The organism is Pseudomonas sp. 1152_12, from assembly GCF_052850675.1.
The window spans coordinates 415,636-441,431 of record NZ_VXCW01000003.1 but is presented as its reverse complement, the minus strand read 5'-3'; the positions used below and the strand labels follow the sequence as shown (position 1 = coordinate 441,431).

The following is a 25,796-nucleotide window of genomic DNA, read 5'->3' as shown; positions in this document are numbered from 1 at the left end:
AAAAAATACGTTGCCCATCATAGCCGCCCTTCCCCCGTTCAGGAAGTCGCCTCTGATTTAGTCTTACTATGACAGTGCATGAGTTTGGATATAGCCCACTTCAAGGCGACATGGGGGTGACGAACGCAATGCCCGTGCGCAATGCCGCATTGCGTACGTGTTCCTGCATGGTTTTCTGCGCCGCCGCACTGGCACGACGGGCCAGGGCACGGAGGATCTTGCGGTGCTCCTGCCAGGTTTCCATCGCCCGTTCCGGCCGGATGAACGGTAGCTTCTGGCTCTCCAAAAACACCTCGACGCTGGCACTCAGGATGCTCACCATCGCCTGGTTACCACTGGCCAACAGGATCTGCTGGTGAAATTCGAAGTCCAGCCGGGCGGCGGCCTCAAAGTCACCGGCTTTGAGCACCTTGCGCATGTCCTCGACATTGTCTTCCAGCCTGTCCAACTCATCGATTGTCAACGTCATCGCCGCCAACCCCGCTGCAAAACCCTCCAAGGCATAACGCAACTGGAAGATATCCAGCGGCGTAGCCTGGGCCGCAAACGGCCAGGCAAACCCCGGAGACTCATCGGCTGCCTGCACAAACACGCCTTTACCGGGCTGAACACTGACCACGCCCAAGGCACTCAAGGACGACAACGCTTCACGCAGCGATGCCCGACTCACGCCCAACTGCACCGCCAGGTCGCGCTGTGAGGGCAACGCATCGCCCGCAGCAAAACCCTGTTCCTTGATCAATTTGCGGATGGCCTGCAGGGCCGCTTCCGGTACGGCTTGGGCGATGGAATTCATAAAAAACTCATAGTTCCAAACAACTGAGCGGCTAGTTGTAAAGCTATTCGCAGCCGGCGGCAAGCCACGCCCCAAAGGGGCTCGCAGGTTTTTTTCGACGCTCGAAAAGGGTGCGAAAAGCCTAAGCACTGTTCAGACCAGTAAGACCACTGCAGCTCAACAAACCCCGGCTTCGCGAACGATTCAGACAGTGATGGCATGGGCTGTGCAATGAGCCAAATCAGAAAATTCCTTTGCCTTTTTCGGAGAGTTGCCATGACCAAGCGCTACAGCGTCCTGCTCACTGCCTTGTTTGCCAGCCTGATGCTGAGCCAGGCGCCCGCCCAGGCCAATGGTCTGGACGACATCGTCGCCCGTGGCACCCTCAAGGTTGCCGTACCTCAGGACTTCCCACCGTTCGGCTCGGTCGGCCCCGACATGAAGCCTCGCGGCCTGGACATCGACACCGCCAAGCTGCTGGCCGAACAACTCAAGGTCAAGCTGGAACTGACACCGGTCAACAGCACTAACCGCATTCCATTTCTCACCACCGGCAAGGTAGACCTGGTGATTTCCAGCCTGGGCAAGAATGCCGAGCGAGAAAAGGTCATCGACTTTTCCAAGGCCTACGCACCGTTCTACCTGGCCGTGTTCGGCCCGCCTGACGCTGCCATCAGCACCACCGACGACCTCAAGGGCAAGACCATCAGCGTGACTCGCGGGGCCATCGAAGACATCGAGCTGACTGCTGTCGCGCCCAAGGAAGCTACGATCAAGCGCTTTGAAGACAACAACTCGACCATCGCCGCCTACCTGGCCGGCCAAGTCGACCTGATCGCCAGCGGCAATGTGGTGATGGTGGCGATCAGCGAGCGCAACCCGAAACGCGTACCGGCGCTGAAAGTGAAGCTCAAGGACTCGCCTGTGTACGTGGGCGTGAACAAGAACGAGCCGGCGCTGCTGGAGAAGGTTAACCAGATTCTGGTGGCGGCCAAGGCCGACGGCAGCCTGGAAAAGAATGCGATGCAGTGGCTCAAAGAGCCGCTGCCTGCGGGCCTTTGAAGCAACGGAGCTGAGTCATGGCGTATCAATTTGACTTTATGCCAGTGCTGGCCAATACCGACCTGCTGCTGCGCGGCGCCCTGTTCACACTTGAGTTGACGACCATTGGCGCGGTCCTGGGCGTTGCACTGGGCACTGTCGGGGCCGTGGTACGGGCGTGGAAGATCCAGCCGTTCGCCTGGTTTCTCGGTGTGTATGTCGAGTTGATCCGCAACACACCGTTTCTGGTGCAGTTGTTCTTCATCTTCTTCGGCCTGCCGTCGCTGGGGTTGAAAATCACCGAGTGGCAAGCCGCTGTGCTGGCGATGGTGATCAACTTGGGGGCCTACTCCACGGAGATCATCCGCGCCGGCATCCAGGCCGTCCCTCGCGGCCAGCTGGAGGCCGCAGCCGCACTGGCGATGACGCGTTTCGAGGCGTTCCGCCACGTGGTGCTGCTGCCAGCGCTGGGCAAGGTGTGGCCGGCACTGAGCAGCCAGATCATCATCGTGATGCTCGGCTCGGCGGTGTGCTCGCAGATCGCCACCGAAGAGCTGAGTTTTGCCGCCAACTTTATTCAGTCGCGCAACTTCCGCGCGTTTGAAACCTATGCGCTGACCACGCTGGTGTACCTGTGCATGGCATTGATGATTCGTCAGTTGCTCAACTGGATTGGCCGCCGCTTCGTGATGAGGAACAGTCGATGAGTGATTTTTCCTTCTGGGACATCGTGCGTAATCTGGCGACCGGCCTGCAATGGACCCTGTTGTTGTCGCTGGTGGCATTTTTCGGCGGTGGCCTGATTGGCCTGCTGGTGATGACGATGCGCATCAGCCGCAAAGCCTTCACGCGCAATGTCGCACGTACCTACATTGAACTGTTCCAGGGCACGCCGCTGTTGATGCAGCTGTTTCTGGTGTTTTTCGGCATCGCCTTGCTGGGGGTGGATATCTCGCCCTGGCTGGCAGCAGCAATTGCCTTGACCCTGTTTACCAGCGCCTACCTGGCCGAGATCTGGCGCGGCTGCGTCGAGTCCATCGCCCACGGACAGTGGGAAGCCTCGGCCAGCCTGGCGCTCAACCCGCTTGAACAACTGCGCTATGTGATCCTGCCCCAGGCGCTGCGGATTGCCGTGGCGCCCACCGTGGGTTTTTCGGTGCAGGTGGTCAAAGGCACTGCCGTGACGTCGATCATCGGCTTTACCGAACTGACCAAGACCGGCGGCATGCTCGCCAACGCCACCTTCGAGCCCTTTATGGTCTATGGCCTGGTGGCCCTCGGTTACTTCCTGCTCTGCTACCCCTTGTCCCTCAGTGCCCGCTACCTGGAAAGGAGACTGCATGCCTCTGCTTAGAATTTCCGCCCTGCATAAGTATTACGGCGATCACCACGTACTCAAGGGCATCGACCTGACCGTTGAAGAAGGCCAGGTGGTAGCGATCATCGGCCGCAGCGGCTCGGGCAAGTCCACCTTGCTGCGCACCCTCAATGGCCTGGAGTCCATCAACGACGGGGTGATCGAAGTCGATGGTGAATACCTTGACGCCGCGCGTGCCGACCTGCGCAGCCTGCGGCAGAAAGTCGGGATGGTGTTCCAGCAGTTCAACCTGTTCCCGCATTTGACGGTGGGCGAAAACGTCATGCTCGCACCACAAGTGGTGCAAAAAGTGCCCAAGGCCAAAGCCGCACAGCTGGCCAAGCAGATGCTGGAGCGCGTCGGGCTCGGGGAAAAGTTCGACGCCTTCCCTGATCGCCTGTCCGGCGGGCAGCAACAACGCGTAGCCATTGCACGCGCATTGGCCATGTCGCCCAAAGTGCTGCTGTGCGACGAAATCACTTCGGCCTTGGACCCGGAACTCGTCAATGAAGTGCTCAGCGTGGTGCGTCAACTGGCAAAGGACGGCATGACCTTGATCATGGTGACTCACGAAATGCGCTTTGCTCGTGAAGTCGGCGACAAACTGGTGTTCATGCACCAAGGCAAGGTGCATGAAGTGGGCGACCCCAAGACACTGTTCGCCAACCCCAGAACGCCGGAATTCGCCAACTTCATTGGCTCGGTGGCGCAGCCGAGCTGACCAGTTCGAAAATGCCTTGCCCCTCCAGACGCATCTCGCTGCCAACCTCCAGGGCGTCAGCCGGCAGTTCGGTGTCGATATCGACTTGGGCTGTCAATCTCAGGCCTACCACCGGCACACCCGCCGCTCGCGCCACCAAGGTCTGCCCGGGCAGCAACTGCCCGCCGACCGGCTCGCCCGGCAGGTGCGTAGCCGCCCAGTCGACGGCACGCCCATCCACCTGGGCGTGTTTCAGGCTCAGACGAAAACGCCCTTGGCGCCCAAACATAAACCCCTGGCCATCGGCGGCAACCCCGATAAAACGCAACGCCATCGGCGCAGGCTCAGTGCACAGAACGTTCACGTGCAACGAGCGAGTGCCGAGCACCATGGAGGCTCGTTCAACGAACGCATCCCTGCGAATGGCGCCATAGTCGATGCGCGACTGACTCACCGATAACAGACAGTTTTCGGCCCGCACGCCAGGCGCCGCCAGCATCGTGCAGAACAACGCCAAGGGCAAGCCTATAAGCTTAGCGGCCATGGCACACCGCCGAGGTGGTTTCATAGAACATGTCATTGTCTGGCTGGGACTCGGGGTCGATGCTTAGCAGGCAGGTGGAAGTGTCCGGCAATGAAACACGCAGATCCTGCAATTCATTGACGTCGTTGAGGAAAATCATGCCCTCACCCACCACGCTGGTCAGGAAGCGATCACCCTTGCCAAACACCGCAGCGCCCTGAGGCAGTGGCTGGCCCTGCTGATCCTTCGTGCTGAGCAACATTCGACGTACTTTCACCACATCGAAATTCACGGCATTGAAAGACCCTCGCCCGGCGGTGAGCACCTGGGTGCCGTTTTTCAGGTCGACACGCCTGGGCAAGGATTGGGTCTGCACCTCGACTCGGCTATGGGTGTAGACGGGTAAGCCGGCGATCACCGCTTGCCCACTGAAGTCGGTCCACACCGGACCTTGCGGGGTCTCGATTTTGGCTGCCCCGATATCGCCTACCGAGACGATACCGAACGTATCTTGCACGGCATAGGGTGAGAAGGTCAGCCCACCACCGTGAGCCACCACGCCGCCATGCAACTGCCCCGTGTAACTGCTGCCCTGAGGGTCGCGACTAACCCCCAGGCCAACCCGGGTATAACGTGGCAACAGGTCCACATTGCCGCGCACCGATTGCTCCCGGGTATTGAGGTCGCGCTCGACCCCCACTTCGTAATTCACGTACTCGTTAACCCGATCGCTGAGCGCTGTACCCGCAGTGAGCCGGTCACCGCGGCGACTGGTGTAGCTGTTTATACGACGATCCCCACCCAAGGGCACACTGACCTGCAACCGCAATGACAGGTCACTATCCAGCGTGTTGTCACGACGCCTGCCGCCCTGCGTGACACGGCTGGATCGAGTGCCACCCACCTGCGAATCGGCGATCAACGCGACATCGGCGCGGCTGAAAGACTTGTTCCACGAGGCCGACACATGTTCATTCGTTCGTCCGTCAAATTGGGCACTGCGCGTGTAGCCCACGGAGAATGTGCCGAGCGCGGGATCGGCCCAGCTTATGCCTGCCGTGTACTGGTTCTTGAAGCGCGAACTCAACTCATCGGCCCTGGATGGCCAGCCTGCTTCGGTTACCTCACGATAACCTCGGGTTTGGGTGGTTGCGCTGAGGTTGACGTCGACAGTGGCAGCTACCGGGCTGCTCACCGATACGCTGCTGCGCGCCCCGGACACTGCATTTTTGCTGTCTCGGGACAGATTTTGGCGGGTGCTCACAGAAACCCGCTGAAAAAAAACACTGCTGAGGGTACCACCTGCCGACCCGAATTCATCGGTGCTCAACAGCCCCAAACCCATAGACGAGTCACGTCCGAACCCCCAGGTGCTGCTGCCCAAGGCGACCACCGGTGTCGGGCCTTCTTCGCCAGCATTCCTGCGCAGTTTGCCCACTGAGAAATAGTAACCGCGCGCCGCCTGAGCAGCGCCTGTAAACGAAGCCGCTGCCACCACGAAACTGCGCCTGGCGCCGCGCACATCAATCACAGTGACGTCCAAGTCACTGGTGCCATTGAGCAAAGGCAACCCGGTCAGCCGGAAGGGGCCTTCGGGCACCAGCGTGGTGTGGATCAACACCCCGGACTGACGAACTTCAATGCGTGATGGGCTCTGCGCGAGCCCTTCGACCACCGCATTGTTGCTGCCCGCAGCGGTGCGAGATTGGCCATCAGGGGAAAACTGCAGGCCAGACAACTGAACGCCGCCAAACAGTGGGTTATTGCTGGAGAGCTGGCCCACCTGGAAAGTCGATTGCAAGGCGGCAATATCCCGCTGCGCCAAGGCGTACAAATGCTCGGTACGGGCCTTGCCATTGTCGGACACGTAAAACTGGCGACTGCGAACAATCCAGTCATCAAGGTTGAACCCTGCCTCGGTGTAAGCCGAAACGAACCGGCTGGGCCCATTGCGCGAACGGCTATCGAAACCCAATACCTCATAGTTGAAGAGCGCCGCCGTGCCGCCTTTGGAAAAATGCCCGCCGTCCCACTGGCGCTCACGTAATGACTTTGTAGGTACCACCAGCACTACCTCGTCCGTGCCGGGACGCAGCGTCACTATCGTTGTTGGGAATGCACCGAGAAAGTCATGGCAAGCCTGGCCCGGCGCGGCACCCTCGCGAATGATCGCGCCGGGGGTTACCAGCCCAGCTTTCTCCAGCAACCCAGGGGTGAAACACAATCGGCCTGCTTGATCAAATCGCGCATCCACCAACCCAAGGGGGTTGCCATTGACCCGCAACCCCACCACCTGAACACCTTCGCGAAAGCGCGCTGCGTTGCGAAAGTAGTCGGAAACCTTAGGGTCAATACGGTGGGTTGTCAGAGCTGCAACGTCGAAGCCCTCGCCCAGCTCCAACGCGGACACGAGACCAGGCAAACTCCACAGTGTCGCAAACCGCATGAGCAACGAGGGTCTGTAAAGCCGAAAGGATGCGGTCATGCTATTGCTCGATGAGCTGATCATGAGTCGATCAACTCTCTTCGGTATTGATCGGGGCGCGGTAGTTCTCTACCGAAAACCCATAAACCGTCGCCGGCTGAATCTCGACCTCAACCACGCCGCTCAAAGGGCCTTCGACCTTTGCGATCAATGCCTCACCCGGCAAAATGTAGGTGCGCTGCAACGTCGCCGGAAGGCCTTGTGGAAGCAGCCGTACGTCCGGCGCCAGGCGCACGACATAGGCACTGTCGTTGTGGACCGTGAGACGCTCCCCCGCCCGCTGCCACTTCAGTAACTCCCAGGGCCTGTGATGCCGAGGCAGTCCCTTTGGGTGCAGGATCAGCGGCAGATTCTGTCGAAGGGTGATGCCGATAGTCGCCCCCCCCGCAGCACGCGCTTGGGGGATGCCCTCAAAGGACACTCGTTTGAGCCGTTGAGTGACAAGCGGCTGTTTCAAGGTGCTGATGAAACGCACCCGTTGCGTGTCGCCCGCCTCCACACGCGTGATAGGCGGTGTGACAATCAATAAAGGTTCCAGGTCCTCAGGCACGTTCTCCACGACTGAATGAAGTAACGCAGGCCCCGCATCGGTATTCTTGATGTTTATCGTGGCTTCGCCCTCGTCTTCATAAAGCACCACCACGGTTGTTTCCGGCTGCATACCGTCCGCCACAGCAACAGTGGCAAAAAAGAAGCAAATACCTGCACGCCACAACAGCGCACGACTTATTATTGAAAAACCACGCACTCAATGTTCCCCGCAACTGATGAAGTCGACTATCGACAGTCAAGCGCTCACAGAAAAACAGCCAACAAAAAATAGTTAGTTCTTAGCTGGCTGCTTTCTATTGTTTAGATGTAACTCAATACAAGCGTGGCTCGCCCATCAATAGAGATATCGCGGCTCAGGTCCAGGTCTTGGGCCCTGTTGATGACCGCCTTCACCGCCAGAGTGCCCGTCAATTGGTTAATGGCGGCCGGTGCAAAGGTAGTGTTATTTCGCCACGAATACTGGGTAGGCGATTGAGTAACTTTGCCATCACTGCCCTGCCAGGCACCCGCGCCGGTACGCATGATCGGCTGCAGTGCAAAACCAGAAGACCGCAGATCCCTGAGGGTGACCGAATAGCCCCCGGTTCGCCGGGTTCCTACACTACCCAAACCAAAATTTTGCGCCTCGGTAAAGCCTGCACCCAGGATACCCGTCACCTTGCTGCCGGCCTGCAAGTCGGTAAAGGTAATCCCGAACCTGGCAGGCGTGGTGCCGCAATTGACGACCAGCGACGTGGTCCGTTCTTCACGCGGATTGAAGGCTACCTGGGACAATTCGCCTGAGCGAATCGTGCCGTAGTCGATAATGCCGCTGCCGGCCAGGCTGAGGTTGCAGGCAGCCGGTGTAATTGTGCCCCTGACAACCAATTGGGCGCTGGTGTTTGCCTGGGCAGTAAAAGCTGCAGCCAGGCACGCGATACCGAGAGTTAATCCAACCATTTTTTTCATGCTGTTCCTGCCAATAACATAGTTATCAGGTGTTCTTTATTTATGCCTTGGCGACTCCATCGCCTCTTTAGCTGTCTTCCCGGACATACACAACGACAAATAAATACCACCCAGGCACAATTGCCGGATGACAGTCTGTCGCTTTGGCACTTCATTTAAAAATCAGACAACGCATCAATAACTGTGGGAGCGGTAAAAATAAACAGTAGCCACAACCTAACTACACAGTAGTCCTGCACAAAAAAAATAAAGAGAACACCGACTCACACGCTGTAGGTAAATTCAGAATCAGCAATACAACAACATACGGTTAAAATGCACTACACCATCCGACGTCTTATTCACTACACATTTACAAAACCAACCTACATTCCCCACAAGAATTCCCCACAGCCTGCATCAGGCAAATTACTGAAGCACAACGCGTTGGCGTCAGCGGTCGATCGTGGCACGATGGTCAGGTTATCGACCGAGACCCCAAACCATGCCGCAATCCCAAGCCAAGAATCTGTCCCTGATCGCCGCCATCGACCTGGGCTCCAACAGCTTTCACATGGTCGTGGCCAAGGCCCAGAACGGCGAAATCCGCATCCTCGAGCGGCTCGGCGAAAAAGTGCAACTGGCTGCCGGGATCGACGACGAGCGTCAGCTCAATGAAGAGTCCATGCAGCGCGGGCTCGATTGCCTCAAGCGCTTTGCCCAACTGATCAATGGCATGCCCTTGGGCGCTGTGCGAATCGTGGGCACCAACGCATTGCGTGAAGCGCGTAACCGCGGCGAGTTCATCCGGCGCGCCGAGGAGATTCTCGGGCACCCGGTAGAAGTCATCTCCGGTCGTGAAGAAGCGCGCCTGATCTACCTCGGCGTGTCCCACACCCTGGCCGACACGCCCGGAAAACGCCTGGTAGCGGACATCGGCGGCGGCAGTACCGAATTTATCATCGGCCAGCGTTTTGAACCGCTGCTGCGCGAAAGCCTGCAGATGGGTTGCGTCAGTTACACCCAGCGGTATTTCAAGGACGGCAAGATCACCCCGGCACGCTACGCTCAGGCCTATACGGCGGCGCGCCTGGAAATCATGAGCATCGAACACGCCCTGCACCGTTTGACCTGGGATGAAGCCATTGGCTCCTCCGGCACCATCCGTGCCATCGGCCTGGCACTGAAAGCTGGCGGCCATGGCACCGGCGAGGTCAACGCCGAAGGTTTGGCGTGGCTCAAGCGTAAGCTGTTCAAGCTGGGCGATGCGGAGAAAATCGATTTCGACGGTATCAAGCCCGACCGCCGCACCATTTTCCCGGCCGGCCTGGCGATTCTCGAAGCAATCTTCGACGCCCTCGAACTGCAACGTATGGACCACTGCGACGGCGCGCTGCGTGAGGGCGTGCTCTACGACCTGCTGGGCCGTCATCACCACGAAGACGTGCGTGAGCGCACCCTCAGCTCGTTGATGGAGCGTTATCATGTCGACCTGGAACAAGCCGCCCGCGTGGAACGTAAAGCCCTGCATGCCTTCGACCAGGTAGCCGAGGATTGGGACCTGGAAGACGGCGTATGGCGCGAGCTGCTCGGCTGGGCCGCCAAGGTGCACGAAGTGGGCCTGGACATCGCCCACTATCATTACCACAAGCATGGCGCCTACCTGATCGAGCACTCGGACCTTGCCGGCTTCTCCCGCGAAGACCAACAAATGCTCGCCCTGCTGGTGCGTGGCCATCGCCGCAACATCCCCAAGGACAAGTTTGCCGATTTCGGCGGCGAAGGCATCAAGCTGATTCGCCTGTGCGTACTGCTGCGCTTTGCGATCCTGTTCCACCACATCCGTGGTACCCAGGAAATGCCCCAGGTGACCCTGCGCGCCGATGGCGACAGCCTGGACGTGGTGTTCCCGAAAGGCTGGCTGGATGAAAACCAGCTGACCCAGGCGGACTTCGCCCAGGAAGCGGAATGGCTAACGCGGGTTGGGTTCAGTCTGAACCTGCGCTAGAGCACACTACAAAACAAATGTGGGAGGGGGCTTGGCTCCCGATAGCGGAGTGTCAGTTGAACTGTTCATCAACGGACCCACTGCAATCGGGAGCAAGCCCCCTCCCACATTTTTTGACCCTGTCGGGCTTTAGTTCACCGCCAGAATCGGGCTACCCAGCTTCTCCAGCAACGTCGCCTGCGCACTGCGCGGGTTCTGGTTGCCGGTCGGGGTGTTGCGCAGATAACGGCCGTCCGATTGCAGGCTCCAGCTGTGAGTGTTATCGGTGAGGTAGCTTTCCAACTCCTTCTTGACGCGCATGATCAGCTTCTTACCTTCCACCGGGAAGCACGTCTCCACCCGCTTATCGAGGTTGCGCTCCATCCAGTCGGCACTGGAGAGGAACATCTGCTCTTCGCCGCCGTTGAGGAAGTAGAACACCCGCGTGTGTTCCAGGAAGCGGCCGATGATCGAGCGTACATGGATGTTATGCGAGACGCCGACAATGCCTGGGCGCAGGCAGCACATGCCGCGCACTACCAAGTCGATGCGCACACCGGACTGGCTGGCCTTGTACAGCGCGCGGATGATCTTCGGATCGGTCAGCGAGTTGAACTTGGCGATGATGTGCGCCGGCTTGCCTTCAAGAGCGAACTGGGTTTCGCGGGCAATCATGTCGAGCATGCCCTTCTTGAGCGTGAACGGCGCGTGCAGCAGCTTCTTCATGCGCAAGGTCTTGCCCATGCCGATCAATTGGCTGAACAACTTGCCGACGTCTTCACACAAGGCGTCGTCGGAGGTCAGCAGGCTGTAGTCGGTGTAGAGCTTGGCGTTGCCGGCGTGATAGTTACCGGTGCCCAAGTGCGCGTAGCGTACGATCTCACCGGCCTCGCGGCGCAGGATCAGCATCATCTTGGCGTGGGTCTTGAAACCGACCACACCGTAGATCACCACAGCACCGGCTGCTTGCAAGCGGCTGGCCAATTGCAGGTTGGACTCTTCGTCGAACCGCGCACGCAACTCGATCACTGCGGTGACCTCCTTGCCGTTACGCGCGGCGTCTACCAGCGCGTCGACGATTTCGGAGTTGGCGCCGGAGCGGTACAGGGTCTGGCGCACGGCCAATACATGCGGGTCCTTGGCAGCCTGGCGCAGCAGGTCGACCACCGGCGTGAAAGACTCGAAGGGGTGCAGCAGCAGAATGTCCTGCTTGCTCACCACGCTGAAAATATTCTCGCTGTTTTGCAGCAACTTCGGGATCTGCGGCGTGAACGGCGTGTATTGCAGCTCCGGATGGCTGTCCAAGCCGGTGATGCTGAACAGGCGCGTCAGGTTTACCGGGCCATTGACCTGATACAACTCGGACTCGGCCAAGTTGAACTGCTTGAGCAGGTAATCCGACAAGTGTTTCGGGCAGGTATCCGCCACCTCCAGGCGCACCGCGTCACCGTAGCGCCGCGAGAACAGCTCACCGCGCAGGGCACGGGCCAAGTCTTCGACGTCTTCGGAGTCCAGCGCCAGGTCGGCGTTACGGGTCAGGCGGAACTGGTAGCAGCCCTTGACCTTCATGCCCTGGAACAGGTCGTCCGCATGCGCATGGATCATCGAGGAGAGGAATACATAGTTGTCGCCAGCGCCCCCCACCTCTTCCGGTACCTTGATGATCCGTGGCAACAGACGCGGTGCCGGGATGATCGCCAGGCCCGAATCGCGACCAAAGGCGTCGATACCTTCAAGCTCAACGATAAAGTTGAGGCTCTTGTTCACCAGCAATGGGAATGGGTGCGTCGGGTCGAGACCGATCGGCGTGATGATCGGTGAAATCTCGTCGCGGAAGTAACGGCGCACCCAGGTTTTGATCTTGGTGGTCCAGTGGCGACGACGGATGAAGCGGACCTGATGTTTTTCCAGCTCTGGCAGCAGGATGTCGTTGAGGATCGCGTATTGGCGGTCCACATGGCCGTGCACCAGCTCGCTGATGCGCGCCAGTGCCTGATGCGGTTGCAGGCCGTCGGCGCCGGCTTGTTCGCGGGCGAAGGTAATTTGCTTCTTGAGGCCAGCGACGCGAATCTCGAAGAACTCGTCCAGGTTGCTGGAGAAAATCAGCAGGAATTTCAGCCGTTCCAGCAGCGGGTAGGACTCATCCAGCGCCTGCTCCAGCACACGGATGTTGAATTGCAGTTGTGACAGCTCGCGGTGGATGTACAGGCTGCTGTCATCCAAGTTGGTCACCGCGACCACTGGCGCGGGTGCGGGCGCTTCCGCCACCGCCACAGGCGGTGCGGGCTCCAGCTCTGGCGGGGTCTCGGTGACTTTTTCCACCACCGGGTGAGCGTCTTTTACGGCAACTTCTGAGAGTCCTTCGGTATTCATCGAGTGTTCCTGTGAGGGCTATTGTTGCTCTCTAAGCAATTGGGCGGCGCGGGCGGCGAAGTAGGTCAGAATGCCATCAGCGCCAGCACGTTTAAAGGCAGTCAGGGATTCGAGGATCACCCCTTCACTCAACCAACCATTCTGGATCGCGGCCATGTGCATGGCGTATTCACCGCTGACCTGATAGACAAAGGTCGGCACCTTGAATTCCTCTTTGACCCGGTAAAGGATGTCCAGGTACGGCATCCCGGGCTTGACCATCACCATGTCGGCGCCTTCGGCCAGGTCGGCCGCCACTTCGTGCAGGGCTTCATGGCTGTTGGCCGGGTCCATCTGGTACGAAGCCTTGTTGGCCTTGCCCAGATTCAGTGCCGAGCCCACCGCATCCCGGAATGGGCCGTAATAGGCGCTGGCATACTTGGCCGAGTAGGCCATGATCCGTACGTTAACGTGACCGGCCAGCTCCAGGGCTTCGCGAATCGCCTGGATGCGGCCATCCATCATGTCCGACGGCGCGACGACCTGAGCGCCTGCGGCTGCGTGGGACAACGCCTGCTTAACCAGCGCGTCCACGGTAATGTCGTTTTGAACATAGCCGTCTTCATCAAGAATGCCATCCTGACCGTGGGTGGTGAACGGGTCCAGTGCTACGTCGGTGATCACACCCAGCTGCGGGAAACGCTCGCGCAGGGCGCGGGTGGCGCGCTGTGCAATGCCTTGCGGGTTCCAGGCTTCGGCAGCATCAAGGGACTTGAGTTCAGACGGCGTCACCGGAAACAGTGCCAGCGCCGGAATCCCCAGTTCGACCCAGTTCGCCGCTTCTTCAAGCAGCAAATCAATGGTCAAACGCTCCACTCCCGGCATCGACGCCACCGCTTCCCGACGATTTTCACCGTCCAATACAAACACCGGGAGGATCAGATCGTTCGTCGTCAGCACGTTTTCACGCACCAGGCGGCGAGAAAAATCATCACGGCGATTGCGACGCAGGCGGGTAGCAGGGAACAGGCGATTGGCAGGGGTAAAGCTCACGACAGACTCCTGAGCCCGTGTTTACGGGCGAGCGTTGCAGTTATAAGCGGCCATTATGACGAAGGAATGACAGTTGTGCTTATCGATGCGACCTGTAGTCGCATTCGTCATTTACGTAGGAATTGTTCATCTCGTGACACATCTCGATACTTTCATGAATCTTCATGAAGGCGTAGGCTGCGCGTTCATTTCGCCAGCACCCCAGACCATGCTTCAACAATTTCTGCATGACTTCGGCTACTTTGCTCTCTTCCTCGGCACGTTCTTCGAAGGCGAGACCATCCTCGTGCTCGCAGGCTTCCTGGCGTTCCGTGGATACATGGATATCAACCTGGTGGTGGTCGTTGCCTTTTTTGGCAGCTACGCCGGCGATCAGCTTTGGTACTACATGGGGCGCAAGCACGGCCGCAAGCTGCTTGCGCGCAAGCCGCGATGGCAATTGATGGGCGACAAAGCGCTGGAACATATCCGTAAGCATCCGGACATCTGGGTGCTGAGCTTTCGGTTTGTGTATGGTCTGCGAACCGTGATGCCGGTGGCGATTGGCTTGTCCGGTTACCCGCCTTTGCGCTATTTGCTGCTTAACGGCATTGGTGCTGCGGTATGGGCGGCAGCGCTGGGCGCTGCGGCCTACCATTTTGGCGCAGTATTGGAAGGCATGCTGGGCAGCATCAAGAAATACGAGCTGTGGGTGTTGGGCGCGTTGCTGCTGCTGGGCTTAGGCCTGTGGCTACGTCGCCGCTTCAAGAACGCGCGCATTGCCCGCCAGGCCTGCGAAGATGCAAAGGCCCGGCTCGCCGCCGAGCCAGCCCCGATCGACGCGCCTAAGACGCCAATCGAGTAAGCCGGTCTCTGCAACAGTAGAGGCCGATCACGCTGAGCAAGCTGTAAGTCACCAGGCCCAGCCAGCCCAAGTTGCTGGCCGGCCACAACCCAACCAGCGGCGCCAGCCATACCAGTGGCACATTCAGCCCCAGGCGCACCATCTCAGCTTTTAATGCCCAAGGGCGATTCTCCAGGGCCACGCCCAGCGTAAACAACCCCAAGGCCATCGCACTCCAGCCTAAGACTAGCGCCGCCGTGGGCAACCCTTCGCCAAAATTCATCAAATAGCTGCCAAACCCCACATACGCCGCGAATTGCAGGGCAATGTAGACCTGCTGACGCGCGTCCAAAGGCACTTCGAATTTGCGGAACTGGCTCAAGTCGGGCTTGGTCAGCGGGTATTTGGCCTTAACATCCGCCGGCCGCCAGCCGGTGCGCATGAACCAGATACGCAGCTTGTCCCACCGGCTCTGCGTACGTCGCGCGTCACTCCACAGTTGCGCATAAAACTGCAGGTTGGCCCACAGGGGGTTCCAACTGGCCAACGGCGTGGTGACGCCAAAGATAACCGGTTCGTTATCGTCTTCTTCCTGGAAGCTGCCGAACAGCCGGTCCCAAATAATGAACACGCCGCCATAGTTGCGATCCATGTAAAGAGCATTCTGTGCATGGTGGGCCCGATGATTGGACGGTGTGACAAAGAACCACTCGAACCAGCCGAGCTTGGGCACGTGGCGGGTGTGCACCCAGAATTGATACAGCAGATTGAGCGAGGCCACGCTGATAAACACTACCAACGGCACGCCCACCACGGCCAGCGGCAAGTAGAAAATCCAGCTCAGCAGAAAACCGGTGCTGGTCTGGCGCAAGGCGGTGGTGAGGTTGTAGTCCTCGCTCTGGTGGTGCACCGAATGTGCAGCCCACAGGATATTGCGCTCATGCCCGCAGCGATGCAGCCAGTAGTAGCAAAAGTCGTAGAACACGAAGGCAAACACCCAAGTCCAGAGGTTCTGGGCTGGCAGTTCGATCAATGCCAGGTGCTTGAGGGCGAACGCGTAGGTCAGCAGGCCCACACCTTTGGTCAACAGCCCGGTGGTAGTCGACAGCACACCGGTGCTGAGGCTGTTGATGGCATCCGCCACCCGATAGTTGCGCTCGCCGCGCCAGTGGTCGGCCAGCAGCTCAACCACGATCAAGGCAATGAAAAACGGTACCGCATAAGGCACGAAGTCCATGGGCTAGTCCGGTCTATTTTTGTTACATCAAGATTAGGTGTAGCGGCGCGAGATCCCATTGGCAACAGGTGACAAATTAGTAGACATTTAACGCCATGAAACAGGGAGAAATACTCATGAGCAAAAAGATTGCAGTGATCCTATCCGGCTGTGGCGTGTATGACGGCGCAGAGATCCACGAAAGTGTGATCACCTTGCTGCGCCTCGACCAGCGTGGCGCTGAGGTCCAATGCTTTGCACCGGATATCGCGCAACATCACGTGATCAATCATCTCACCGGCGCAGAGATGCCCGAGTCGCGCAATGTGCTGGTGGAATCGGCGCGCATCGCCCGGGGTGAAGTGAAGGACATTCGTGAAGCCAGCGCCGAAGACTTCGACGCACTGATCGTGCCCGGCGGTTTTGGCGCGGCGAAGAACCTGTCGAACTTTGCCGTGGAAGGCGCGGGTTGCAGCGTTAACCCGCACGTGCTGGCGCTGGCCGAAGCGTTTGCCGAAGCGGGCAAGCCGGTGGGGCTGATCTGCATCTCACCGGCGCTGGCCGCGAAGATCTACGGCCCCGGCGTCACCTGCACCATCGGCAATTGCGCCGACACCGCCGCCACCCTGGACAAAATGGGCGCCACCCACCAGGAATGCGGGGTTGAGGATATTGTCGAGGATAAGGCTCGCAAACTGGTGAGCACCCCAGCCTACATGCTCGGCAAGAGCATCAGTGAAGTGGCTTCAGGCATCAACAAGCTGGTGGATCGCGTGCTGGAATTGACCCACGAAAATGATTGAGCGCGCTTAATGGTGGTTAGCCCGCTCGCCACAGCAACTCGTCAGCCACAAAAAGCACTGTTCACAAGGTCAGACCTCGCGCATCAACTGGGTCAGTATCCTGTCCAGCGCATTGGCAAATGCCTGCTTGTCCTTTTCCCCATGGGGCGGTGGGCCACCGCCCATCTGGCCCTGTTCACGCAGATCGGTGAACAGGTTACGCACCGCCAATCGCTCACTCATGTTCGCCGGGCTGAATTCCTTACCTCGAGGATCGAGGGCCGTCACGCCCTTTTTTACCAGCCGGTCGGCCAGAGGCACATCGCTGCAGATCACCAACTCACCGGGCACCGCGTGCTCAACCAGATAGTCATCCGCCGCGTCCGGGCCGCTGGGCACCACGATCAGCTTCACGCAGGCAAAACTCGGCTTGATCTGGCTCTGCCCCGCCACCAGCACCACTTCGAACTGACGCTTGAGGGCGAACTTCACCACCTGGTCCTTGGCCGCACGAGGGCAAGCATCTGCATCGATCCATACGCGCATGGTTATGCTGCCACACGGCGTTTTTCCGCCACGCGGCTGCGGCCGTACAGCAGCACAATCGCCAGGATCGCCATGACCTGCGCACTCAGCGAGTAGGCATCGGCGTGAATGCCCAGCCAGTCGAAGTCAAAGAACGCCACCGGCCGCGTGCCGAAGATGCCGGCTTCCTGCAACGCTTTCACGCCATGCCCGGCGAACACCACCGACAGCGCGCACAACAGCGCCGCGTTGATACCAAAGAACAACGCCAATGGCAGCTTCGCCGAACCGCGCAGGATCACCCAGGCCAAGCCCACCAGCAGCACTAGCGCCGTGGCGCCACCCGCCAATACCGCGTTGTGCCCGGCCGGACCGGCTTGCAGCCACAGGGTTTCATAGAACAGGATCACTTCGAACAACTCGCGGTATACCGAAAAGAACGCCAGTATCGCAAAACCGAAACGCCCGCCGCCGCTTACCAGGCTGCTCTTGATGTAATCCTGCCAGGCTGCCGCGTGGCGCCGGTCGTGCATCCACACGCCCAGCCATAGCACCATCACACTGGCAAACAGCGCCGTGCAACCTTCCAGCAATTCACGTTGAGCACCGCTGACGTCAATCACATACGCCGCCAATGCCCAGGTCGCCAGACCAGCCACCAGCGCCAGCCCCCAGCCGATGTTGACGCTGCGTACAGCCGATTGCTGGCCGGTATTGCGCAGGAACGCCAGGACCGCCGCCAGCACCAGAATCGCTTCCAGACCTTCACGCAACAGGATCAGCAAGCCGGAGATGTAGCTCAACGACCAGCTCAGTCCATCACTGCCCAGCAGGCCGGCAGATTCGGTGAGCTTGCCCTTGGCCACATCCAGGCGCTGCTGCACCTGCTCGATCGGTAAGCCGTCCTGCAACGACTGCCGGTAAGCCATCAGGGCTTTCTCAGTGTCTTTGCGCACGTTGGCGTTGACGTTGTCCAGGGAGCTTTCCACCAACTCGAAGCCTTCCAGGTAAGCCGCTACCGACAAGTCGTACGCCTGTTCGTGATCACCGTTGCGGAACGCGGCGAGGCTCTTGTCCAGGGTCGTCGCGGTGTAATCAAGCAACTGCGCCGGACCACGCTTGACCTGGGGCGGTTGCGCACGCTGGGCGCGGAACGTCGCCGCTGCAGCCGGGCCTTTTGCAGCCAGTACTTCGTTAGGGGTCTGGCGGGCCAAGTCCGCCAGGTTGAAGGGTTGTTCGCTTTTGGCCGCAGCCGGGTCGGCGGTGAAGCTGGCGATATAGGTTGCCAAGTCCCAACGCTGACGGTCATCCAATTGGTCGGCAAAGGACGGCATGTCGGTGCCTTCGACCCCCAGGCCCAGCGTGTTGTAGATCGCATAGAGGCTCAGGCGGTCCAGTCGCGCAGCGTCCCGCAAGTTAGCGGGCGGCGGCGTCATGCCCGTGCTGGCCGGGCCATCACCCGCGCCCACAGTGCCGTGGCATACCGAGCAATGCTGGGCGTAGAGCGGTGCGCCGCGCGTGGGGTCTGGTGTGATCGCCGGGGCTTGGCTGACTTCGTACGCCACGGCCAACTTGGCCCCTAATTGACGGGCTTGATGGGCGACGGTCGTGCCCTCTTCACGCGCGGTCACCGCCGCCAGTAATTCATTGACGCCTTTTATCAAGTCGGCGCGTTCGGGCTTCACGGGTAAATCCGCTACCAAGCCCTGCAATACCCCAAGAAACTCCACCTGCTCGCGGTATTCGGATTCATCCACGACCTTGCCCGCGTCCACCGTCGGCGGATAGTCAGCACCGATGTAATCCAGCAGGTGCAGGGCTTGAGGTGCGCCCTCGGCAGTCGCCGCCAACAGATTAAAGCTGCACGACATCAGCGCCGGCAGCATCAGCCAGGCGAGAAAACGGTAGAGGGCAGTCATGAATGAATCTCAAAGGGAAATGCGAAGTAACACATTGTTTAACTTTAAGGGGTTTGACTCAAGACGTCAGTAATAAAACGGTGGAAATATTGCCGTCGAAACAATCGCACTCCTACAAAAAACGCAGCAAAAAGCCATTGTTTTGCCAGTAATGGCGCCTATAATGCCGCGCCCTGTTATTTCGAAAGGGAATTTATTTCCTCGTTTTTATGAGGAATTAGCAGATCGGCTGATCACTTTCAGGGAAGAAGTTTGCATGGCATTTCGCGCCTTAACCCCGCTCGCGCTCGTAGCGATTACCTTGTTGTCCGGTTGCTCGATGTTTCGCAGCTACGACACTGAGCTGCAAGCCACCAACCAACAACTGGCCACCGGCAATGTCGACGGCGCATTGAACCTGTTGGAAAAGAACAACACCAGCGAAGATAAAGACCTGCTTTATTTCTTTGAAAAGGGCGAGTTGTTGCGCGCCAAGGGCGACCTCACCGGCAGCCAGATCGCCTGGCGCAGTGCTGATCTGCAAGTGTACAAGTGGGAAGAGTCGGTCAAGTTCGACAGCGAGAAGTACCTCGCCCAGTTCGCCAGCTTCATGGTTAACGACAAAGTGCGTCGCTATGAAGGCTATGACTACGAAAAAGTCATGCTGACCACCCAGATGGCCTTGAACCTGCTGGCCCTGAATGACTTCGACGGCGCCCGCACCGAGATCAAGAAGACCCACGAACGCGAAGCCGTGATCGCCGACCTGCGTGACAAGGAATACCTCAAGCGCGAAAACGAAGCCGAGCGCCAAGGCATCACCACCCAGATCAAAGACCTGCGCGGCTACCCGGTGGAAGCACTGAATGCGCCGGACGTGGTCGGCCTGAAAAACAGCTACCAGAGTGCGTTCAGCCATTACCTGGCAGGCTTTGTCTACGAAGCGCTTGGCGAACGAGACCTGGCTGCGCCGGGCTATCGCAAGGCAGCCGAGCTACGGCCCAACACGCCATTGCTGGAGCAAGCGTTGCTGGACCTGGATAAATCCAAGGTCGGCGCCGATGAGGCAGACGTCCTGATCGTGGTCCAGAGCGGCCTGGCACCGGCGCGCGATTCGATCCGCCTGCCGCTGCCGATCCCGATCAATGGCAATCTGGTGATCACCCCGCTGTCGTTCCCGGTAATCAAGGCCGATACCTCCACCGCGACCTTCGCCCAGATCGGCGTGGACGGCAAGCAACAGAACCTCACCGCACTCAACAGCACCACCGCCATGTCGCGCCGCGCCCTGCGTGACGACATGCCGGGGATCATCCTGCGCACCACCGTGCGCGCGGTCAGCCGTGGTATTGCGCAGAACAACCTGAACAAGACCAATCCCATGGCAGGCCTGGTGCTGGGCATTGCTTCGGCCGTCACCGAAGGCGCCGACACCCGCACCTGGCGCACCCTGCCGGACATGACCCAAGTCACGCGCCTGCGCCTCAAGCATGGTGAGCACCAGGTCAGCCTGCCCAACGCCCTTGGCGGCACGCTGGTAACGGTCAAGGCTGACCAGCGCTATCAGGTGATCACCCTGCGCGTGGTTGGCAACCAAGTATTCGCCGGTGGCCTGGCCGCTCATGTGGTGCCGAGCACATCCACCCAGGCCATCGCCCTCAAACAACCTTAAGGAGCACGCTATGCGTCATTTCATTCTCGGCGCCCTGGCGCTGGTCCTGCTTGCCGGCTGCGCCACCCCACCGCCGCCGGAACCCGGCAGCGCCGCCAGCAAAATCGTAGTGATGGGCAAGTTCAAAGGCATCGCCGTCGGCGCCATTCGTGTGGCCCGCGAAAACGGCTTCCTCACGGCCAAGGTGCAGTTGAGCAACATCACCAGCAGCAACCAGATGATGTATTACCGCTTTGCCTGGCTGGGTGCCGACGGCTTCCCGGTGGGCGATGAAGAAACCTGGAAGGTACTGAACCTGTACGCCAACCAGGCCACCTTCCTGCCGGCCATCGCCAATTTGCCCCAGGCGGCTGACTTCCGTCTTGAAGTGAAAACGCCTTGAAGCCCTCACCGATCAGTTTCCAGAGAGATTTCCCCATGTTTGCACGCTTCTCGATTCTCGCCGTCGTCGCCCTCCTCGCCAGCGGCTGCTCCAACACTTCGCCAGTACTCGGCGGCAAGAACATCAGCTACGGCGACACCAAGGCCGTGGAACTGGTGACCAACGAGTTCGGTTCAACCGACCTGCAGATGATTGCCGAAAGCATGACCCGTTCCCTGGCCCAATCCGGCATCTTGCAAGGCCGCCCGGTGGTGCAGGTGTATGACGTGAAGAACAAGACCAGCGAGTACATCGATACCCGCGAGATCACCACGTCGATCAAGACCCAGTTGATGAAGACCGGCACCGCCCGCTTCGCCAGCGACAACACCGACATGCAAAGCCAGGTCGACCAGTTGAAGCTGCAGAACCAGAGCGGTTTGTACAAGAAGTCCAGCGTCAGCAAGACTGGCAACATGGTCGCCGCCAAGTACCGCCTGGAAGGCTCGATCAGCTCCATCGTCAAGCGCAGCTCGGACTACAAGGACGTGTTCTATAAATTCAGCCTGCAACTGATCGACGTCGAAAGCGGCCTGGCCGAATGGATGGACGAAAAAGAAATCCGCAAGACCACGGAGCGCTAAGCAATGCGTGTATGGATCGGTTTGATCAGCTTGCTGTGCGCCTTTGGCGCCTCGGCTGCCCCGAAGATCGCGGTGACCGACCTGGCCTACGAGGCAAAGGTGGAGGAGTACATCCACGCGGTCTCGGCCAGCAACAACTTCCAGGCCAGCGCGTATCACGCCAGCGGTGCGTCGAACTACAGCGAGTATGAGAGCCGCACCCGCTACATCGAGCAGACCGAGCTGCGCAAATTCAGCGGTGATATCAAGGGCGAGATTCTCAAGTCACACCGGTTCCAACTGGTGCAGGGCACGCCTTACACCGCCGACGCCAAGGGTGACGTCTATGACGTGATCAAGCGCATCAAGGCCGGTCACTTCAAGGGCGCGGACTACGTGCTGTTCGGCACCTTGTCAGACATCGACTTCACCCAAGACATCAACGCACTGGACCACACCAACAGCTATTCGGCCGTGCTCGGCCTGACACTGGTGGCGGATTTCAGCCTGATCAACACGCGCACTTTCGAGATCACCTCAGCGTTCACCGCCATGGGCGAAGGCCAGGACACCAAGCTGGTGAACAGCCGCGACATGCGCGTGAGCCTGAACCGACCGCGTGTGGTGAAGGAAGTGTCGAAGGCACTGGGTGAGGACGTGGCACGGCAACTGGCAGAACAGTTGGGCGGCGGCTATCAAGAGCCTGGCCAGCCGGTGTTGCGCAATAACCTGCCAAGGGATGAAGCGCCGAAGATCCTGCGCTGAAGGGTAATCCTTTGGAAACACACAACCTATGTGGGAGGGGGCTTGCTCCCGATAGCAGGGTGTCAGTCAGCTTAGCTGTAACTGAGACACCGCCATCGGGAGCAAGCCCCCTCCCACACTTTTAACTCGGTTTCTTCAGAGGTACCGAGGTTTACGCTGTTGCGCGATGCAAGCTGGCCAGGAAACCCGCAGCCCCCACGAACAAGCCGGCAAACGTGCGGTTCACACGCTTCTGCTGCTTAGGCGTGCGCAACAGGCGCAAGACTTTCGACGCCAACCCCGTATAACCTGCCATCACGATCATATCAACGCTGATCATGGTCGCGCCCAGGATCAGGTACTGGATCAGCAAAGGCGCCTGCGGGTTTACGAACTGCGGCAGCACCGCCAGCATGAACACCAGGGCCTTGGGGTTGCTGGCGTTGACCAGGAAACCACGGAACATCATCGCCATCGGCTTACCGATCGGGCGTATCGCCGCGTCCTCGCTCATGTCCATGGGCAGGGCACGCCACTGCTTGATGGCCAGGTACACCAGGTACGCCACACCGAACCATTTGATCGCATAAAACGCAGTCGAAGACGCCGCCAGAATGGCACCCAAGCCGCCCGCGACCACGGCAATCTGCATCGCCAGGCCCAGTTGCAGGCCAATGGCATTCCAGTAACCGCGCAGGAAACCGTATTGCAAGCCGCTGGACATCGACGCGATTGCGCCGGCACCGGGGGAAAGGGAGATGATCCAACTGGCCAGGAAAAAGGCCAGCCATGTGTCGAGTGCCATTACACACCTCAGGGGGAGAGTTAGCGGTTGTACCTAAAGCTAACTCCGCCGACCAAAGGCTGGCTATCTATTTTTAATGGGTCGGGATATTAGCGGTCGCCCGGGAACACATGGGTGCCGGGCCAACGCCGCACCGAGCGCTGGAAGAACAAGCTGTTAGGCACTTGCACCATCGCGCTGCCGGTACCGGCATCTTCCACTTCGATCAGCGTGGTGTAGAGCAGGTTGATCGCCACTACCCGCCCCTTCACGCCGGGCTTATCGACGGTGTCCACCAACTCGACGATATCACCGAGGCGGAACGGCCCGACGGTGAATATCAAGATAGCGCACAGCAGGTTGGACAATACCGACCACATGGCGAAGAACGCCACAGCGGCAACCGCGACAAACCCTGACAGCGCCGTCCACAACACCGTGGCGGACACGCCTAGGCGGCCCAGCACGAAAATTAACGCACTGCCCATGATCAGCCAGCGCAGGCCGCCACGTAGAGGCATCAGCAATTGCGGCGGGAACGGGTAGCGCTCACCCAAGCGGGTGAGACCTTTGGCAACAAAACGCTGGGCCAGATAACCGGCCAGTAGAATCAGCAGGATTTGCACGCCAATCCAGGCCGGTTCCACCCATTGCGTCGGTAACGGTAGGTGCAGTGCTTCCATCAGGACAGCGCCTCCAGCTCCGCTTGCAGACTTTCCAGCAGCTCGAGGGCCTCCATCCAGGTTTCCTCCAACTGCTCTTCACGCACCTTGAGCTTGGCCTGTTCGGCCAGCAGGTCGCGCAGCTCATCCTTGCGCGCAGCCTCGTAGACGGCGCTGTCGCCCAGGCTGGTTTCGATCTTGGCCAGGCGCTCATGCACCTTGCCCAACTCGGCTTCCAGCTTGTCGGCTTCACGCTTGTGCGGCGCCAACTGCTGACGCAGTGCGGCGGCGGCCTGGCGCTGGGCTTTTTTGTCGGTCTTGTCCGGGTTGACCGGCGTGTTGCTGGCCGGCGCGTTGCGCAGGCGGTACTCCGTCAACCAGCGGGCGTAGTCGTCCAGGTCGCCGTCGAACTCTTCAACTTTGCCGTCAGCCACCAGCAGGAAGTTGTCGGTGGTGCTCTTGAGCAAGTGGCGATCGTGAGACACGACCAATACCGCACCACTGAACTCCTGCAGAGCCATGGTCAGCGCCAGGCGCATTTCCAGGTCCAGGTGGTTGGTGGGTTCGTCGAGCAGCAGCAGGTTCGGTCGGTCCCAGGCGATCAATGCCAGGGCCAGACGCGCCTTTTCGCCACCGGAGAAATTCAATACCGGCTCATCGATGCGCGCACCACGGAAGTCGAAGCCACCGAGGAAGTCGCGCAGGGTCTGCTCACGCTCGGTCGGGGCCAGACGCTGCAGGTGAAGCAACGGGCTGGCCTTGGAATCGAGTGAGTCCAACTGATGCTGGGCAAAGTAGCCCACCACTAGGTTCTCGCCACGGGTCAGGCGGCCGGCCAGCGGTTGCAGTTCACCCGACAGGTTCTTGATCAGTGTCGACTTGCCGGCGCCGTTAGGGCCGAGCAAACCAATACGTGCGCCCGGCGTGAGCTGCAGCTTGACCTTCTCCAGAATGGTTTTATCGCCATACCCCAGACGCGCATCTGACAGGTCCAGCAACGGGCTGGAGATCTTCACCGACTCACGAAATACGAAGTCGAACGGCGAATCAACATGGGCCGCCGACAGTTCTTCCATGCGCTCCAGCGCCTTGATCCGGCTCTGGGCCTGACGGGCCTTGGTGGCCTGGGCCTTGAACCGGGCGATGTAGCTTTCCATGTGCGCGCGTTGCGCCTGCTGCTTCTCGAAAGCTTGCTGCTGCTGCGCCAAACGCTCGGCACGCGCGCGTTCGAACGCGGTGTAGCCGCCACGGTAGAGGGTGATTTTCTTCTGTTCGACATGGGCGATGTTGTCGACCACGGCATCGAGGAAATCCCGGTCGTGGGAAATCAGCAGCAAAGTACCTGGGTAGCTCTTGAGGAAGTCTTCCAGCCACAGGATCGCATCGAGGTCCAAGTGGTTGGTCGGTTCGTCGAGCAGTAACAGGTCCGACGGGCACATCAGCGCCTGCGCCAGGTTCAGGCGCATGCGCCAACCACCGGAGAAGTCGGCGACCGGGCGGTCCATCTGCTCATTGGTAAAGCCGAGACCGGCCAGCATCTTGCGGGCACGGGCGTCGGCGGTGTAGCCGTCGGCGCTGTCGAGTTCCGAGTGCAGGCGGGCCTGAGCCGCACCGTCCTGGACTTTCTCGGCCTCGGCCAGGTCGTGTTGCACCTGGCGCAGGCGCAGGTCGCCATCGAGCACGTAGTCGATCGCAATGCGGTCGAGGGTGTCGATCTCCTGACGCATATGGGCGATGCGCCAGTCGGCCGGCAGCAAGCAGTCCCCGGAATCCGGGGTCAGCTCACCCAGCAACAGGGCGAACAACGTGGATTTACCGGCACCGTTGGCACCGATCAGGCCGGCTTTGTGACCGGCGTGCAGGGTCAGCTCGGCGTCTTCGAGAAGACGTTGCGGGCCACGCTGTAATGTTAGGCTTTGAAGTCGGATCATAATGGCGGCGGAGTCTACCAGCT

General features: G+C 59.6%; 24 protein-coding genes. 11 read left to right on the top strand and 13 right to left on the bottom strand.

All coding sequences use genetic code 11. The features are described from left to right. Positions 1 to 100 precede the first annotated feature (100 nt). Complete coding sequence (locus FW764_RS07400) at positions 101 to 796, bottom strand: FadR/GntR family transcriptional regulator (protein ID WP_446433371.1); 696 nt, start codon at positions 794 to 796, stop codon at positions 101 to 103. 255 nt (positions 797 to 1,051) lie between these two features. Between FW764_RS07400 and FW764_RS07395 the strand changes: the two genes are divergently transcribed. The 4 genes from FW764_RS07395 to FW764_RS07380 are packed head-to-tail and all read left to right on the top strand — an operon-like array spanning position 1,052 to position 3,894. Then, positions 1,052 to 1,837, top strand: coding sequence for a transporter substrate-binding domain-containing protein (locus FW764_RS07395; RefSeq protein WP_446433370.1), 786 nt, complete (start codon positions 1,052 to 1,054; stop codon positions 1,835 to 1,837). A 17-nt stretch (positions 1,838 to 1,854) separates the two neighbouring features. Continuing rightward, positions 1,855 to 2,523 (top strand): amino acid ABC transporter permease, encoded by a 669-nt coding sequence (locus FW764_RS07390; protein ID WP_446433369.1) that lies wholly within the window; start codon positions 1,855 to 1,857, stop codon positions 2,521 to 2,523. Beyond that, positions 2,520 to 3,170 carry an amino acid ABC transporter permease gene (locus FW764_RS07385; protein ID WP_446433368.1) on the top strand — a complete coding sequence of 217 codons (651 nt, stop codon included), beginning with the start codon at positions 2,520 to 2,522 and terminating at the stop codon, positions 3,168 to 3,170. The genes FW764_RS07390 and FW764_RS07385 overlap by 4 nt, the downstream gene beginning before the upstream one ends. After that, entirely contained in the window at positions 3,157 to 3,894 is a 738-nt protein-coding gene (locus FW764_RS07380) for an amino acid ABC transporter ATP-binding protein (RefSeq protein ID WP_446433367.1), read from the top strand. Before FW764_RS07385 ends, FW764_RS07380 begins: the two co-directional genes overlap by 14 nt. Here the strand turns inward: FW764_RS07380 and FW764_RS07375 are convergent. From FW764_RS07375 to FW764_RS07360, 4 genes are all read right to left on the bottom strand, one after another. Continuing rightward, a complete protein-coding gene (locus tag FW764_RS07375) occupies positions 3,866 to 4,417 on the bottom strand; it encodes a hypothetical protein (RefSeq protein ID WP_446433366.1) in 552 nt (183 codons plus the stop codon). The two genes, FW764_RS07380 and FW764_RS07375, sit on opposite strands and share 29 nt — an antisense overlap. Further along, positions 4,407 to 6,881, bottom strand: coding sequence for a fimbria/pilus outer membrane usher protein (locus tag FW764_RS07370; RefSeq protein ID WP_446433365.1), 2,475 nt, complete (start codon positions 6,879 to 6,881; stop codon positions 4,407 to 4,409). The genes FW764_RS07375 and FW764_RS07370 overlap by 11 nt, the downstream gene beginning before the upstream one ends. Before the next feature lie 31 nt (positions 6,882 to 6,912). After that, positions 6,913 to 7,629, bottom strand: a complete 717-nt coding sequence (locus FW764_RS07365) for a fimbria/pilus chaperone family protein (protein ID WP_446433364.1) — start codon at positions 7,627 to 7,629, stop codon at positions 6,913 to 6,915. A gap of 104 nt (positions 7,630 to 7,733) precedes the next feature. Further along, the gene (locus FW764_RS07360) at positions 7,734 to 8,381 is read right to left on the bottom strand and encodes a DUF1120 domain-containing protein (RefSeq protein WP_446433363.1); all 648 of its coding nucleotides are present in this window, start codon (positions 8,379 to 8,381) and stop codon (positions 7,734 to 7,736) included. Between the two features lie 484 nt (positions 8,382 to 8,865). On the opposite strand from FW764_RS07360, the gene ppx reads away from it, so the two are divergent. After that, on the top strand, positions 8,866 to 10,368 hold the full coding sequence (gene ppx / locus FW764_RS07355; protein ID WP_446433362.1) for an exopolyphosphatase: 1,503 nt from the start codon (positions 8,866 to 8,868) through the stop codon (positions 10,366 to 10,368). 129 nt (positions 10,369 to 10,497) lie between these two features. On the opposite strand, the gene ppk1 is transcribed toward ppx, so the two are convergent. Further along, a complete protein-coding gene (gene ppk1, locus FW764_RS07350) occupies positions 10,498 to 12,720 on the bottom strand; it encodes a polyphosphate kinase 1 (RefSeq protein WP_446433361.1) in 2,223 nt (740 codons plus the stop codon). A gap of 18 nt (positions 12,721 to 12,738) precedes the next feature. After that, positions 12,739 to 13,752, bottom strand: coding sequence for a porphobilinogen synthase (gene hemB, locus FW764_RS07345; RefSeq protein WP_064454667.1), 1,014 nt, complete (start codon positions 13,750 to 13,752; stop codon positions 12,739 to 12,741). Positions 13,753 to 13,960: 208 nt separating this feature from the next. On the opposite strand from hemB, the gene FW764_RS07340 reads away from it, so the two are divergent. Beyond that, complete coding sequence (locus tag FW764_RS07340) at positions 13,961 to 14,596, top strand: DedA family protein (protein WP_083360343.1); 636 nt, start codon at positions 13,961 to 13,963, stop codon at positions 14,594 to 14,596. Here FW764_RS07340 and FW764_RS07335 read toward each other — a convergent pair. Beyond that, positions 14,577 to 15,812 carry a sterol desaturase family protein gene (locus tag FW764_RS07335; RefSeq protein ID WP_446433360.1) on the bottom strand — a complete coding sequence of 412 codons (1,236 nt, stop codon included), beginning with the start codon at positions 15,810 to 15,812 and terminating at the stop codon, positions 14,577 to 14,579. The genes FW764_RS07340 and FW764_RS07335 overlap by 20 nt on opposite strands. Positions 15,813 to 15,928: 116 nt before the next feature. Here FW764_RS07335 and elbB point away from each other — a divergent pair, with 116 nt between their 5' ends. Further along, positions 15,929 to 16,594 carry an isoprenoid biosynthesis glyoxalase ElbB gene (gene elbB / locus FW764_RS07330; RefSeq protein ID WP_446433359.1) on the top strand — a complete coding sequence of 222 codons (666 nt, stop codon included), beginning with the start codon at positions 15,929 to 15,931 and terminating at the stop codon, positions 16,592 to 16,594. Between the two features lie 69 nt (positions 16,595 to 16,663). On the opposite strand, the gene FW764_RS07325 is transcribed toward elbB, so the two are convergent. After that, positions 16,664 to 17,119: a YaiI/YqxD family protein gene (locus tag FW764_RS07325; protein WP_446433358.1), complete on the bottom strand. Its 456-nt coding sequence runs from the start codon at positions 17,117 to 17,119 to the stop codon at positions 16,664 to 16,666. A gap of 2 nt (positions 17,120 to 17,121) precedes the next feature. Continuing rightward, positions 17,122 to 19,017: an FTR1 family protein gene (locus tag FW764_RS07320; protein ID WP_446433357.1), complete on the bottom strand. Its 1,896-nt coding sequence runs from the start codon at positions 19,015 to 19,017 to the stop codon at positions 17,122 to 17,124. A 256-nt stretch (positions 19,018 to 19,273) separates the two neighbouring features. Between FW764_RS07320 and FW764_RS07315 the strand changes: the two genes are divergently transcribed. Genes FW764_RS07315 through FW764_RS07300 form a run of 4 tightly spaced genes read left to right on the top strand, consistent with a single transcriptional unit; the run spans position 19,274 to position 22,417 of the window. After that, positions 19,274 to 20,668 carry a COG3014 family protein gene (locus FW764_RS07315; protein ID WP_446433356.1) on the top strand — a complete coding sequence of 465 codons (1,395 nt, stop codon included), beginning with the start codon at positions 19,274 to 19,276 and terminating at the stop codon, positions 20,666 to 20,668. Between the two features lie 10 nt (positions 20,669 to 20,678). Next, on the top strand, positions 20,679 to 21,050 hold the full coding sequence (locus FW764_RS07310; protein ID WP_008439304.1) for a YcfL family protein: 372 nt from the start codon (positions 20,679 to 20,681) through the stop codon (positions 21,048 to 21,050). A gap of 35 nt (positions 21,051 to 21,085) precedes the next feature. Next, positions 21,086 to 21,673, top strand: a complete 588-nt coding sequence (gene lpoB, locus FW764_RS07305; RefSeq protein WP_446433355.1) for a penicillin-binding protein activator LpoB — start codon at positions 21,086 to 21,088, stop codon at positions 21,671 to 21,673. 3 nt (positions 21,674 to 21,676) lie between these two features. Beyond that, positions 21,677 to 22,417 (top strand): penicillin-binding protein activator LpoB, encoded by a 741-nt coding sequence (locus FW764_RS07300; protein ID WP_446433354.1) that lies wholly within the window; start codon positions 21,677 to 21,679, stop codon positions 22,415 to 22,417. 151 nt (positions 22,418 to 22,568) lie between these two features. Here FW764_RS07300 and FW764_RS07295 read toward each other — a convergent pair whose 3' ends face one another. The 3 genes from FW764_RS07295 to FW764_RS07285 form a co-directional block, all read right to left on the bottom strand. Beyond that, on the bottom strand, positions 22,569 to 23,201 hold the full coding sequence (locus FW764_RS07295; protein WP_446433353.1) for a LysE family transporter: 633 nt from the start codon (positions 23,199 to 23,201) through the stop codon (positions 22,569 to 22,571). Positions 23,202 to 23,290: 89 nt separating this feature from the next. After that, entirely contained in the window at positions 23,291 to 23,863 is a 573-nt protein-coding gene (locus FW764_RS07290; RefSeq protein ID WP_053258609.1) for a mechanosensitive ion channel family protein, read from the bottom strand. Next, a complete protein-coding gene (locus FW764_RS07285; protein WP_446433352.1) occupies positions 23,863 to 25,773 on the bottom strand; it encodes an ATP-binding cassette domain-containing protein in 1,911 nt (636 codons plus the stop codon). The genes FW764_RS07290 and FW764_RS07285 overlap by 1 nt, the downstream gene beginning before the upstream one ends. Positions 25,774 to 25,796: the final 23 nt, after the last annotated feature.

Bases quoted from the DNA above. Each gene is read 5' to 3' on its own strand.
- FW764_RS07310 (WP_008439304.1), top strand. From the start codon at position 20,679: ATGCGTCATTTCATTCTCGGCGCCCTGGCGCTGGTCCTGCTTGCCGGC.
- FW764_RS07320 (WP_446433357.1), bottom strand. From the start codon at position 19,017: ATGACTGCCCTCTACCGTTTTCTCGCCTGGCTGATGCTGCCGGCGCTG.
- FW764_RS07290 (WP_053258609.1), bottom strand. From the start codon at position 23,863: ATGGAAGCACTGCACCTACCGTTACCGACGCAATGGGTGGAACCGGCC.
- FW764_RS07335 (WP_446433360.1), bottom strand. From the start codon at position 15,812: ATGGACTTCGTGCCTTATGCGGTACCGTTTTTCATTGCCTTGATCGTG.
- FW764_RS07390 (WP_446433369.1), top strand. From the start codon at position 1,855: ATGGCGTATCAATTTGACTTTATGCCAGTGCTGGCCAATACCGACCTG.
- FW764_RS07295 (WP_446433353.1), bottom strand. From the start codon at position 23,201: ATGGCACTCGACACATGGCTGGCCTTTTTCCTGGCCAGTTGGATCATC.
- FW764_RS07315 (WP_446433356.1), top strand. From the start codon at position 19,274: ATGGCATTTCGCGCCTTAACCCCGCTCGCGCTCGTAGCGATTACCTTG.
- lpoB (WP_446433355.1), top strand. From the start codon at position 21,086: ATGTTTGCACGCTTCTCGATTCTCGCCGTCGTCGCCCTCCTCGCCAGC.
- FW764_RS07340 (WP_083360343.1), top strand. From the start codon at position 13,961: ATGCTTCAACAATTTCTGCATGACTTCGGCTACTTTGCTCTCTTCCTC.
- FW764_RS07400 (WP_446433371.1), bottom strand. From the start codon at position 796: ATGAATTCCATCGCCCAAGCCGTACCGGAAGCGGCCCTGCAGGCCATC.
- ppk1 (WP_446433361.1), bottom strand. From the start codon at position 12,720: ATGAATACCGAAGGACTCTCAGAAGTTGCCGTAAAAGACGCTCACCCG.
- FW764_RS07300 (WP_446433354.1), top strand. From the start codon at position 21,677: ATGCGTGTATGGATCGGTTTGATCAGCTTGCTGTGCGCCTTTGGCGCC.
- elbB (WP_446433359.1), top strand. From the start codon at position 15,929: ATGAGCAAAAAGATTGCAGTGATCCTATCCGGCTGTGGCGTGTATGAC.
- FW764_RS07325 (WP_446433358.1), bottom strand. From the start codon at position 17,119: ATGCGCGTATGGATCGATGCAGATGCTTGCCCTCGTGCGGCCAAGGAC.
- FW764_RS07380 (WP_446433367.1), top strand. From the start codon at position 3,157: ATGCCTCTGCTTAGAATTTCCGCCCTGCATAAGTATTACGGCGATCAC.
- FW764_RS07360 (WP_446433363.1), bottom strand. From the start codon at position 8,381: ATGAAAAAAATGGTTGGATTAACTCTCGGTATCGCGTGCCTGGCTGCA.
- ppx (WP_446433362.1), top strand. From the start codon at position 8,866: ATGCCGCAATCCCAAGCCAAGAATCTGTCCCTGATCGCCGCCATCGAC.
- FW764_RS07395 (WP_446433370.1), top strand. From the start codon at position 1,052: ATGACCAAGCGCTACAGCGTCCTGCTCACTGCCTTGTTTGCCAGCCTG.
- FW764_RS07285 (WP_446433352.1), bottom strand. From the start codon at position 25,773: ATGATCCGACTTCAAAGCCTAACATTACAGCGTGGCCCGCAACGTCTT.
- FW764_RS07375 (WP_446433366.1), bottom strand. From the start codon at position 4,417: ATGGCCGCTAAGCTTATAGGCTTGCCCTTGGCGTTGTTCTGCACGATG.
- FW764_RS07385 (WP_446433368.1), top strand. From the start codon at position 2,520: ATGAGTGATTTTTCCTTCTGGGACATCGTGCGTAATCTGGCGACCGGC.
- FW764_RS07370 (WP_446433365.1), bottom strand. From the start codon at position 6,881: ATGACCGCATCCTTTCGGCTTTACAGACCCTCGTTGCTCATGCGGTTT.